The sequence below is a fragment of the Novilysobacter erysipheiresistens genome (genome assembly GCF_036663935.1).
GTDB lineage: Bacteria > Pseudomonadota > Gammaproteobacteria > Xanthomonadales > Xanthomonadaceae > Novilysobacter > Novilysobacter erysipheiresistens.
On sequence record NZ_JAXGFP010000025.1, the window covers coordinates 1 to 513 of the forward strand.

The window sequence follows — 513 nt, forward strand, 5'->3', positions numbered from 1 at the left end:
CATAACAAGTCATTCAAGCCGAACCCGCTTCGTCGCTTCGTTGATCTGTGTCGCGAGCGGTGTTGCATCGGCACCCGGTCTGCACGTTGCGGGTCGGCTTAATTCCGGCGTTAGGCCTCATGGATCATTTCAACCGTCTCTGCAATTGGTACTCCGCTCAGTGCGACGGAGACTGGGAGCATACATACGGCATCAAGCTGGAAACCCTAGACAACCCGGGCTGGACGCTTGAGATTGATCTGTCCGACACGGAGTTGCAGGAGAAGTCGTTCGCTCCAGTGCATCGTGGCGACTCGGAAGAGGATGTAAGTTGGTTGCACTGCGAGGTCGTGGCAGGCAAGTTCGAGGCTTCTGGTGGCGTTCCAGACCTGCCGGAAATGCTAGAGACGTTCTTGCAGTGGGCTGGCCGCTGAGGCCTAACAATTCGTTCAAGCCGAAACCGCTTCGTTACACCAAAGGCATGGCAGGAAAAGCTTGCCATGCCTTTGGCTCCACTACGCGGTTCGGCTTAAC

General features: G+C 56.3%; 1 protein-coding gene. It reads left to right on the top strand.

Going from position 1 to position 513, the window contains the following annotated elements; translation table 11 throughout:
* Nucleotides 1-119 precede the first annotated feature (119 nt).
* Nucleotides 120-413, top strand: coding sequence for an immunity 53 family protein (locus tag SNE34_RS14775; RefSeq protein WP_332618386.1), 294 nt, complete (start codon nt 120-122; stop codon nt 411-413).
* Nucleotides 414-513 lie beyond the last annotated feature (100 nt).

Coding starts and splice junctions, on each gene's coding strand:
- SNE34_RS14775 (WP_332618386.1), top strand. CDS start 120: ATGGATCATTTCAACCGTCTCTGCAATTGGTACTCCGCTCAGTGCGAC.